The sequence below is a fragment of the Clostridium sp. genome, assembly GCF_016650095.1.
Lineage (GTDB): Bacteria > Bacillota > Clostridia > Clostridiales > Clostridiaceae > Clostridium_AD.
This window is the reverse complement of record NZ_JAENWL010000076.1, coordinates 1-11,956: the sequence shown is the minus strand read 5'-3', so window position 1 is coordinate 11,956 and position 11,956 is coordinate 1. Positions and strand designations below refer to the sequence as shown.

Genomic DNA, 11,956 nt, shown 5'->3' with positions numbered 1-11,956 from the left:
TGCTGATTTAACAGCAAAGGTTACTAGTCAATCTAATCCTTCTATAATAGAAGCTAAAGATTATAATTTGGATTTAACGGGGAGAACAGATACCTCAGATGAATTTCAAAAAATGGTAGATTCAATACCTAAGGGCAGTACGATAAAATTATCAAAAGGCATATATAAATTTTCTAACATTGTTAAATTGAAAGATGGGTTAAAACTAATTGCATTAAATGATGTTGTAATCGAGGGTACTGGTAGTAATACTTTATTCTCTACAGGTAATAATAACAGTTTTCAGGATATAGAGTTTCAAAGTTGCTCTATAGCAATAAGCGCTATAAGGCAAAATGAAATTAATATAACAAACTGCAGCTTTAAAAATAACATTAAATATGCTGCGATTGATTTATATGGGTCAAGTGATTGCTCTATTACTAATTCATATTTCTATAATATACGTAAATATGGAATTAAAATAGATGATAATAGTTCTGATATTACAATAGATAGCAATTATTTTGATAACCCCAAAGTCTTTGGTGGCTACGATATTTCACAAATTAGTGGGCATATTTACTGCTTAAGTGGTACTAGAATTAATGTGACAAACAATGTTTTAAAAAATAGTGGTGGCCAAGGCATAATATTTGGTTACAGTTCAACTTCTGGAGAAGGTACAACAAGCTGCCTTGCACAAAATAATCTGTGTGTAGGCAATGGTCAAGAAGGCATCACAATTTACGGTGGTAGCAAGAAGGTGAGCAGTGGAAATTCTATTATAGGAAATACCTCTAAAAATAACAGATATAATCAAATAGAAGTATGGCAATCTGATAATAATATTGTTCAAAATAATACAGTCGAAGAATCAATAAGTGGCCGTGGGAATATGGGAGCAATCTGTCTGTTTTCTACAACTGGGACAACATGCACAGAAAACAACATATTGTCAGCTCAAAATAATGGCATTGATATAACGGCTGGAAGCTTAAATTGCATTGTATCAGATAATAGTATAGCAAATACTAATTTAAGCAATAGTACTGCAGCGCAAAATGGTAATGCAATATTACTTGATTGGAATGGGGTAGCTGATCCTCAATATATAACAATCAAAAATAATAAAATTAGCTCAAGTAATGGAATTATAGCTAAGAGTGGTATCTATTCAACTTCTAATACAAATCATCATAACAAAATATATAGCAACATAATAACAGGTTACAAGTACGGACTTCATTCTTATGCTAACATGACACGTGGAATTTAATAATATGGATATAAAGGGTGATTATATATATGAATTCTCTGAAAAATAAGATTATTATTATTATAATAATCTTGCTATCAATTATAATCTCAACATTTGTAATTGTTAATAAAACCAAAGATCCATCGGTTCATAAAATCAGTAAAAATGATATAAAAAAATATTCATTAGACATAACTGGTGCAACAGATACTTCTACCCAATTTCAAAAAATAATAGATTCTTATCCTAGCGGGAGTACAATAAAATTACCAGAAGGCAAATATAAGTTTAAAACTACTGTTAAATTAAAAGATGGAGTAAAAATGATTTCATCTAGTGATGCTATAATTATTGGCACAGGCAAAAACACTTTATTTTCTGTAGGTAATGATAACAGTTTAGAGGGGTTAGAATTTCAAAATTGTGCTACAGCAATAAACGTTACTGGGAAAAAAGGACTTAGGATAACTAGTTGCAGATTTACAAATAAAATTGATTTTGCAGCAATTAATTTTTCAGAGGCAGATGACTGCGTAGTTACAAATTCATTTTTCTATGATATACGCAAATATGGTATTTTAATAGATAATGACAGTTCTAATATTACAATTGATAAAAATAATTTTGATAATCCTAAAGTTTTCGGTGGCTATACCAAAGAGCAAATCAGTGGTCATGTTTACTGTTTAAATGGGAGCAACATCAAAGTTACAAACAATACTTTAAAAAACAGCGGTGGTCAAGGCGTAATATTCGCTTACAATTCAACAACTGGCAAAGGTACAACTGGTTCCGTAGCAAGCAATAATGAATGCGTAGGTAATGGTCAGGAAGGTGCTACAATCTATGGAGGCGAAAAGAAGGTTACCAGTAAGAATACTCTTATAAACAATATATGTAAAAATAACAGATTTAATCAAATTGAAATATGGCAGTCTGATAATAACATCGTTAAGAACAATACAGTAGAAGAGTCCTTGGATGGTGTTGGTAATCTAGGTGCAATATGTCTGTATGATACCTCTGGAACAACCTGCACAGGAAACAAAGTATTGTCTGCGCAAAATAATGGTATTGATATAACCGCAGGAAGCGCAAATTGCACTATAACAGATAATACTATAAGTGATACAAATGGAAAAAACGATACTAATACTGTAGAAACGGGTAATGGAATATTACTTGACTCAAATGGAAAATCTCAACCTCAACATATAACAATAACTAATAATAAAATTAGCTCAAGTAATGGAATTATAGTTAAGAGCGGTATTTACTCAACTTCCAATACTAATCAGCATAACAAAATAGATAATAATACAATAACAGGTTATAAAGATGGGCTTCATGAATATGCTAAAATGACTATCGGGAAATAAAAGACTTCTCCTGCGTGCCTTGCAACCGAGCTTTAAACGTGAAATTTCATTAAGAGATTCTAATCTTTTGCCAATATAAAATTCTCTAACGCTCACATTCGGCGTCCTGCCTCAGGTTCGCTAGACTGCCGTCCTGGCAGTCTTACGAGAATTTTATATTGTCAAAACAAGAATTTCTAAATGGAATTTCAATGTTTTCTCGCTTCTTATTGCAATTCACTCCGGAGAATTTTATTTTATTATGTATTTAAATAGGACTGAAACAATGAAGAGAAAGGGATAATTTAATAAATTATCCCTTTCTCTTTGTTGTTTTCTAATTCAATTTTTTCTGGTGTCCATCTACTTAGTATTAGTCCATATATAATCCAGTTTACTGGATTTGTAAAGTAACCTCCGTAAATCTGATATAAGAAACTAAATAACAGAAGGTTTGCCAAGAGCATGTTCTTTTTGAATAATACATTGATTAGTAAAATCATAAGTAACAAAAGCAAATATACTATCCCAAATACTCCGCCCTCTGCAATAAAGTATGGAAATGATGCTGCTACTACAGCTGTCATCCCCGTTGACTTGAAGATTTTTCTTGTGTTGTCTGTATTCAGATTACCGAGTCCTACTCCAATACCGTTAGTATTAGTTATCGCTGTACTAGTGAATTTTTGAGTAACATTTACTCTATAACTATTGGAGGAATCACTCCCATTTAATGTATCGACTGTTCTCATATAAATCGATGATTTAGTAACAATAAATAGTATTATTATTGTAGTGAAAATTATCGATAATCCATATCCAACTAAAATATTTTTAAAATTCATTTTTGCTATTATAATTGCAAATGATACTACAAGTATAGTCCCAAGCAAAATTACTGAAGACCCATAAGCTTTAGATAATACTAGTAGAAAGGTGCAATCTGTCAGGTAAACTAGGTATTTTCTAATTACCTTTCTATCTTTTTCCACAATAATTAAATACATCAGTATTATAATTATAAAAGATAAATGAAATCCCAGTTCACTAGGTTCTATATAAAATAAATTAAGTCTAGTAAGACTATATTTATTTATAGTATCATGAAGTCTCCAAAAATACTCATTTTTCGTAAATATCAAAGCTATGGGTGTAAATATTATATATATTCTACATATATAATCAATAAATTTTTTAACTTTAAAATCATTCATTTTCCTAGATACCAAAATCATTAGTGAAATACAAATAGTAATTTTGGAAATATTCACCACAAGCTTTTGTATATCTAAGTTTTCCATAATCATAAATTGAATGATACCATATATTGCAATTGGTAATGCACATATTATTAAGAGTGAAATATCTCTTTTTCTTTTGAATATAACAAAAATAATTCCTATTATACCTATTGCATAAAAAAAATCTAAATTGCCAGTTAAAGTACTACTGACAAAAGGTAAATTAGCAACCATCTGGTGAAAAGCATACAATAATGCCATTAATATTTCCATTAAATCATCTCCTGTGAAGTTGCAATATTAACGACTTCAGAAGGAGGCTTTCCTTCTGAAGTGTTGTTAACTATTTCTCCACTCCTTTAATTAAATCTGTGTACAACTTCATTACATCCTGGGTATGTTTTTCCATTGTATAAATACTTGGTAGCTCAATTATATTTTTATTAATATAAGATAATTTTTCTCTGCTTTTTATTATAGTTTGCAAATTATTATATAATTCATCTTCTGAAGCCTTAATTATGATACCAGTAACTCCATTAATTATCATATCTTTAAACCCTACGAAGTCAGTCATAATTACAGGCACACCATAAGAAAATGCCTCTAAAGCTATATATCCAAATGTTTCATACCAAATACTCGGTACAATTAGTACATCTGTATTCTTAAAAATTTGCTCTAATTCAGAATAATCATAAGTACCCTTTATCTTTACTTTTCCCATAAATTCATCTATATTTATATTTACGTTTCTTCCATAAATATCTAAATTCCAATTATTAATGTTATTTTTCCATAACGTTTCAATCACATGCATTAAAAAAAACAAACCTTTATATTTCTCTATAGATCCAATATATGTTATCTTTAATGGGTCATTACTATTACTATTCTTTTGTATTCTATTATCCTTTATATTTGAGTGAGTAATATTAAGGATTCCATTATTTTCATTGTGAATATATTTCTCATATGCATTTTTTGCAACACTGCTATTGTAATGAATATAATCTATATTATTAATTATATCTATAAAGTACTTTCTTAATTTAACATATGCACCCGCCGAAGAGTCATTATTATTTTTTCCTATTACCTGTTCGACTAAACTTAAATCATTGTTTTTTTTAATAATTATTTTCTGCTTATACATTCTTAACTTTTTTAGGATAGAACTATTCTTTAGTTTTCTATAACTCTTTGACTGCATAAGTAAAACTAAAGATTTACTGTATCCATTTCTGTTGCACTCAATACAGTTTTTCCCGTTGTCATAATCCGTACATATTACCCCTTGTAAATTAATAAGATTAACTTTAGGGCATATCCCAAAATAATCATGAGATGTAAATATGGTTTTTATATTTAACTTTTGTGCTGCTTCAATTAACTCTTTATTAAGGCCCATTAGCGTATGAATATGTATAATTTCCACATCTAAGTCCTTTAAAAAATCAATATATATATTCACGTCTATATCTTTCAAATACTCTTCTGGACTCGGTATTCCACTTAATAACGGAATGGAAAGTGGATTTAATATTTCAAATACCCTAACACCCTTAAATGATGTATCCTTAGTAATCCGTAACTTTCTACTTAGCGTACAATGCCCTGGATATAGTAGGTTAACTTCGTCACCATTTTTAATTTGACTTAACATAAGATCTACAGAGTATTTAGTTAATCCTCCTGTCCTAAAAGGAGGTAGCCCAAGAGAATAATGTAATATTTTAATGACAATACACCTCCTTTATTTATAAAAAAAGTTCTTCATAATCATTAACAATCTTGTCCCAAGAATAAAAATCTGCAATTATATTTGTAGCAGTTTTAGATATTGTTTTTATCTCATCTTCTTTTAATTTTTCAGCTTTACTTATTAAAGCCGCTAAATCACCATCTTGTTTATTAAAATATAAAGCTCCATCTTTTCCAACTTCCCTATTAAAATTAACATCTAAGAGCAAATTAATATCAGTACTTGACAGTGCTTCTAGTAGTGACGGATTCGTTCCCCCTACAGAATGTCCATGGATGTATGCAAATGCTTCTTCTCTTATCTTTTTTAGAAGTTCATTATCATATACAGTTCCTACAAATTTAATTCTCTTATCACTAATATAGTTCGTCACCTTTAATAATCTTTCATAAAACTTGTTTTTCTCAAGGTTTGTAATTATAACCAAATCCTTATCAACATCAGAGTTCATGAATTCTCTTATCATAGTCTCATAATTATTCTCAGGTACAAACCTGCCAACTATTAAGTAGTATTCCTTTTTTCTTACATAAAACTCATTAAAAAAGTTAGTGATTACTGTGTCATTCCCATTTAGCTTAGATCTCTCAATTTCAGCTCCATAAGCAACAAATGTAGTATTAGGATTATACATTTGGTAATCTGTTTTTATATATTCTTCTATACCTCTTGAATCACATATTAGTAAATCTGAATGCTTAACCATCAATTTCTCAGAAAATTTCCAGTAAGCTCTTATTGGCATACTCCATTTACTTCTTTTCCATTCATGTCCATCAGGATTTATATAAAGCCTTATTCCTAAATCTTTTAGTTTTGACTTATAAAATGATATGAATGGACCGATACGACAAGCAAGAATAAGAATAATAGAATTAGACAAATTATGTTCTTCGATATACTTTATAGATTTGCTTAAAGCTTGCAGATCATACAGCACTGCTTTAGCACTACCTATATCCTTTACTTTAACGTTAAAGCATCTCGCTTTATTATAATAAAATTGTTCATCGCGTATATTTAGGCAAGATACATGATACATGATATCTTTGCTTTTTTTATAAAGAGTTAATTTGTCTACGAAAGTTTCAAATCCACCATAATTTGATGGTATTCCTTTTGAACCTATAATAAATACATTTTTCATACGTGTGCACCTCTATTTTGTTTTGTAAAATTATTAATAACTTGTTTTATTTAAAAATACTCCTATAATATTGGCATTAGCTTTCAGTAAAATCTCTTTAGCTTTTGTAGCGGATTTTCTTTCTGTTTGTCCGGACTTAACCACTAGCACACATCCATCCGTATACTTTGATAACACCTCAGCATCAGCACCTTGTGTAAGTGGTGGAGTATCAAGAATGATATAATCAAAATCTTTTTTTAACGCCACAATAAATTCATTAAAATTTGATGAAACAAAAAGTTCCGCATAGTTTAATGACTTGCTACCTGAAGTTATTATAGATAAATTCTTTTGTTTTGTAGTATTAACTGCTTCTTCAATTTTAATATCTCCTGTCAAAAAATTGACTAGACCTTTTTCGTTTGATAAATTAAACATATTATGTATGCTGGAATTTCTTTGGTCACAATCAACAAGTATAGTTTTTTTTCCACTTTCAGCTAGCACTAAAGAAAGATATGCAGCAGTAGTAGACCTACCATCCTTATTTTCTGCACTAGCTATCATAATAACTTTGCTTTCCTTATCAGCGAACTTAAACTGAATGTTTGCTTTTAATTCGTAAAATGCTTTAGCATTTATTAAATCTAAATTAAGATACTTCGCATTGTTTATTTTTTCCATTAAATATCTCTCCTATCTAAAATATCGTTAAATATCTTTTCTTCTTCTATTGGGTAAATTTCCAATAACATTGAGCCCTAAATATTTCTCTACATCATCTTTAGTCCTGATTTTCTCATCAAAATAACCTACAAAGGTCACACCAAATACCGAAAGAAAAAGTCCAAGTAAAAATGCTAATATAACATTAAGGAATTTAAATTTACTGTTCGAAACATCATTTTGGACTGAATTTTCCATGATTTTCATGGTCTGCGACGGATATACTCTCAAAACCTCTTTTGAAAAAGAGGTATAAACTGCTTTAGCTATTTGCATTGACTCCTTTTGTGATTCTCCGCTAGCTGTAATTGTTAAAATCGGAGTAGAATCTGATACACTAATCTCATAACTCTTTTTAACTTTTAAAGGAGAAAGAGAGCCCTTCAATGCCACACTAGCATTCTTTGCAATAGTGCTAGAGTTTGCAATTTCCTCAAATGTACTTATAAAACCTTTAGCATTAACTATATCTTCTTTTTTACCGATTATAACGCTTGTTTTTGTTTGATAAACTGGTTTAGCGCTTTTCATTAAATATAAACTAATTGAAAGTGCTACTAATGTTGCCAGCAATGTTATCAGTAATATAGTCCATTTCCCTCTTTTTATTACATTTATAAACTCTTTATAGCCTACATTTGATTCATTGTTCATTTTAATACCTCCATGGTAATTATACTTGTTAAATATTATTTACTTAACTTCAAATTTTATAGTCTCGTATATTATTTTGTATTAATTTAATTCTTACTAAAAATAATATTAATACAACATTTTTCGATTTCATAAACCTACTGATTAATTTAGGAAATTTTCCGATTACATTGGAATTTTTCAGATTTTTTTTAACTTCTTCATCAGTTATTAAGCTCATTATTTTTTTACATTTATTTTTAAAACTTAAATGATTTTTAGGATAAGCTATACCATAAAAATATTCAATTATACGATAAGTAAAATGAGTTGACTGGTATTCAACGGCATCGCTATTATATTTACCCCATTGCTCAAGTTTATTTATAATTGCGTTATTTTCTTCTAAAACAACATTTAAATAATTTTCTGAATACTTTAACCATACTGGGTTTGAATTTTCAATTCTATAGTTGTAGAAAGCTTCTGGAATGACTATGCATTTGTTTATGTGTTCATAATAGTTGGCATTAAATAATGTATCTTCGCCACGTTTATAATTTTCAAATTTTAAATCATATTTTTTTATGATCTCTGCTTTGTAAATCTTATTCCATAGAGTATCCCCAATTTCTTCTTTTCTTAAAAGAATATAATTACCTAGAATTTCATTTTCAGTCATAAAAAAGTGTTTTTCCGGTAATACTTTGGTTCTCCTTATAGTTTTTCCATCTTTATTTACACTAACATTAGTTTGCCCTGATATAACTAAATCAACATCGTTATTTTCAATGGATTCATACATTACCTTTAATAAGTTATCTTCATACCAATCATCGCAATCAAAAAATATAATATATTTACCCAAAGAAATATCTATTCCTTTATTTCTAGCCGCCCAGGTTCCTTGATTTTTTTTACTAATTAATTTTATTCTATTATCTTTTTTTGCATATTCGTTGCACATCTCGAAGCTATTATCAGTAGACCCATCGTCTACTATTATTAACTCAAAGTTTTTAAATGTTTGGTTTATTATCATCTCTATACATTCATTAATATATTTTGCTCCATTATAAATCGGAACTATAATACTTATCTCAACCATAATACAACTCCTTAATCATCACCGTAGGTGCTGACATCACCTACGCAACTAGTCACCACTTGCTGTGGTGTTTATTTCTTTAGATATCTAAGTTTGTATAATAGGGGGAATATAAGACCATAAGTTCCTGTCTTTATAAGTAACGCATTAATTTTCTGCTTTAGTGTTAGCTCACTATTACCTATTATTTCAGAAATTTTTATACCCCTTACCTCTTTTGCAACTATTTTTTTAAAATCAGAATAATTGCTTTTGTCTCTTGTTTCACAATATTGTATCCAATATTTGTTATGTATTACCCATAGTGTTTTTATCATATACACTCTATAATAGTGAATTAATTTTTCATAAATCAAAGAATTCTTTTCTATATAATCTCTCATAATATAACATCCTGCTAGCATATCCTCCATTGATTTTATAGAAAATGTTTTTGTAAGTGATGCTTCTCTTTGCCTATAATAATATAATGGTTCCTGCATTGAAAATATTTTTCGAGAATATGCTAGTAATAAAAAAGACGCAGGAGTATCTTCACATACTTTAAAATCTGGAAATAAAATATGATTTTTAGTAAAAAGCTCCCTTTTATGGAGCTTATTCCATGTATAAGCCTTTATATCATTCAATAAAAATTTCTTTAAAGCATCAATTTTATCTATATAACCCTCTTCATTAATTCCTTCTATTATGTATTTTTCTGATTTATATTTATCAAAGCTTTGTTTATCAGGCTTTTCGTTATACAATATGTAATCACAAATAACTATGTCAGAATTCTCTCTTTTAGCCGCTAAGTACATTCTTTCAAACATAGTTAATTCAATAAAGTCATCACTGTCAACAAACGCGATGTATTCGCCTCTTGCTACTTTTAGTCCCGCATTTCTTGTTTCACTAATACCTCTATTTTTCTGATTAATAATAATTAGCTCAGGGAATTTTATTTTATATTCTTTTAATATTTCATAACACTTATCTGTAGAACCATCATTTACCACAATAATTTCTTTACTTTTAATAGTTTGCTTAATAACACTATCAAGGCAAACAGCTAAGTATTCCTGAACGTTGTAAACAGGTATTATAATACTGACATCCACTCTATTCAATGAAACATTCCCCCTACTTTTTTAGATATAATAGCTTCTTGAATTTATGAAAGGTGATATCTTTTAATAAAATTCTTAAGTATTTTGAATATATATAACTTTTACCAATTAAGTAAATTCTATATGCTTCATTTTTTTTCTTATAGTTTTTTGATTTAGTAAGTCCTTCTAATGCTAAACTATATCTATTTTCCTCATTAGCATCAATTTTGATATTTTTTAAAAATTCTATTGATTCCTTTTCAAATCCATATTTTAACCTATCATTATACATTTTAACAACGTGTTTAGAGTATAGAAGCTGTTGTAATGAATTACTTTTAGAAATTCCACTACTTCGAATTCTATATCTAACTAAGAATTCATTTGTATTAGCAAGCTTAAATCCGTTAGTTATAAGTCTTAATAAAAAGTCATAATCTTCTGCACATGTAATTTCTCTGTAGCCTTTGTTCTTATCTGAACATTCTTTTCTGAAAAACCAAGTTGGATGATTAACAAAATCAACATTTACGAGGCAACTCTTAATTAGTTTCATATCCTCTGGTATCATTGCATCTCGGTATAATTCCATGCCATCTTCACCAATATTAATGCATCTAGCACCCATAAAATCTACATCCGGGTGGGTACTCATATAATTCATTTGCTTTTCAATTCTACCAGACATTGATATATCATCTGCATCCATTCTTGCTATAAAATCACCTTTTGCATAACTTAATGCTTTATTAAGACTTCTAACCAATCCAATGTTTTTTTCATTCACAAAGTATTGTATTCTAGCATCTGTTTTGCAATACTTATGAATTAAAACATCTAATTTATCGTTGTCTGGCTTATCCAAAATAATAATAAATTCTAAGTTTTTATAACTTTGATTAAGTATTGATTCAATTGACTCTATTAGCCAATTTTCTTCTTCATTATATACACTCATAATCACAGACACTAATAGTTGCTTATCATCCTTCATTAAAACACCTCTCTAACTATTTTGCTTTTTTATTGTTTAATCCTTCGCATTTTTAATGCTGAAATGAAGATCTTCTTCTCAAACTTATTAAATCCCAATAACCAAAATACAATAAAAAATATTATTGTAAATAGAACACCAAACATCAATATTGAACCATATGATGTCAAACTAAATAAACGCAAAGCAAAGAACCCTGCTATAAACGTAATTGAAGTTGGAATTACTAATTTCAACATTTGAACCCAAAAAGATTTTATGTCTAGCTTTATAACATATTTATAATAGAAATTGTTTGCTACTGCATTTATAACCATGCCTATTGCTGTACCAATTGCACATCCCATCCCTTGATATTGCCTAACTAGTAATATTGATATAATTACATTTAAAATTGCAACAGACAAGTATATGTATGCCTTCACTCTATGCATATTCATTGCTTCAAGCATGGTAGCAAATAATGATTGAATGATTGAAAAAATTTGAGGAAACATAAGTACTATTGCAATGAGATAACAATATGAATATCCGCTTCCAACCCAACGCACAATAAACTGTTTACCCACTAAGACAAAACCTACAAAAATATAACTACATATGTAATATTGAATTCTGCCTACTTTTATTAGTAATTTCATTAAATCTTTTTTGTTTTCCTCGACTGT

General features: G+C 28.8%; 11 protein-coding genes. 2 read left to right on the top strand and 9 right to left on the bottom strand.

The window, feature by feature from the left end:
- Both JJE11_RS06655 and JJE11_RS06650 read left to right on the top strand, forming a co-directional pair.
- A partial coding sequence (locus JJE11_RS06655; RefSeq protein ID WP_291633843.1) for a right-handed parallel beta-helix repeat-containing protein occupies window positions 1-1,258 on the top strand: 1,258 nt, incomplete at its 5' end.
- A 29-nt stretch (window positions 1,259-1,287) separates the two neighbouring features.
- Window positions 1,288-2,619 (top strand): right-handed parallel beta-helix repeat-containing protein, encoded by a 1,332-nt coding sequence (locus JJE11_RS06650; RefSeq protein WP_291633842.1) that lies wholly within the window; start codon window positions 1,288-1,290, stop codon window positions 2,617-2,619.
- A 284-nt stretch (window positions 2,620-2,903) separates the two neighbouring features.
- Here JJE11_RS06650 and JJE11_RS06645 read toward each other — a convergent pair whose 3' ends face one another.
- From JJE11_RS06645 to JJE11_RS06605, 9 genes are all read right to left on the bottom strand, one after another.
- A complete protein-coding gene (locus JJE11_RS06645) occupies window positions 2,904-4,112 on the bottom strand; it encodes a hypothetical protein (protein WP_291633841.1) in 1,209 nt (402 codons plus the stop codon).
- 70 nt (window positions 4,113-4,182) lie between these two features.
- Complete coding sequence (locus tag JJE11_RS06640; RefSeq protein ID WP_291633840.1) at window positions 4,183-5,505, bottom strand: glycosyltransferase; 1,323 nt, start codon at window positions 5,503-5,505, stop codon at window positions 4,183-4,185.
- Window positions 5,506-5,599: 94 nt separating this feature from the next.
- Window positions 5,600-6,751: a beta 1-4 rhamnosyltransferase Cps2T gene (cps2T, locus tag JJE11_RS06635; RefSeq protein ID WP_291633839.1), complete on the bottom strand. Its 1,152-nt coding sequence runs from the start codon at window positions 6,749-6,751 to the stop codon at window positions 5,600-5,602.
- A 33-nt stretch (window positions 6,752-6,784) separates the two neighbouring features.
- A complete protein-coding gene (locus tag JJE11_RS06630; protein WP_291633838.1) occupies window positions 6,785-7,417 on the bottom strand; it encodes a CpsD/CapB family tyrosine-protein kinase in 633 nt (210 codons plus the stop codon).
- 27 nt (window positions 7,418-7,444) lie between these two features.
- Window positions 7,445-8,113 carry a Wzz/FepE/Etk N-terminal domain-containing protein gene (locus JJE11_RS06625; RefSeq protein ID WP_291633836.1) on the bottom strand — a complete coding sequence of 223 codons (669 nt, stop codon included), beginning with the start codon at window positions 8,111-8,113 and terminating at the stop codon, window positions 7,445-7,447.
- A 49-nt stretch (window positions 8,114-8,162) separates the two neighbouring features.
- Window positions 8,163-9,200, bottom strand: coding sequence for a glycosyltransferase family A protein (locus JJE11_RS06620; RefSeq protein ID WP_291633834.1), 1,038 nt, complete (start codon window positions 9,198-9,200; stop codon window positions 8,163-8,165).
- 71 nt (window positions 9,201-9,271) lie between these two features.
- On the bottom strand, window positions 9,272-10,303 hold the full coding sequence (locus tag JJE11_RS06615) for a glycosyltransferase (protein ID WP_291633844.1): 1,032 nt from the start codon (window positions 10,301-10,303) through the stop codon (window positions 9,272-9,274).
- A 22-nt stretch (window positions 10,304-10,325) separates the two neighbouring features.
- A complete protein-coding gene (locus JJE11_RS06610; RefSeq protein ID WP_291633831.1) occupies window positions 10,326-11,288 on the bottom strand; it encodes a glycosyltransferase in 963 nt (320 codons plus the stop codon).
- A 29-nt stretch (window positions 11,289-11,317) separates the two neighbouring features.
- Window positions 11,318-11,956 (bottom strand): polysaccharide biosynthesis C-terminal domain-containing protein (locus JJE11_RS06605; protein ID WP_291633829.1); only part of this gene is annotated, 639 nt, incomplete at its 5' end.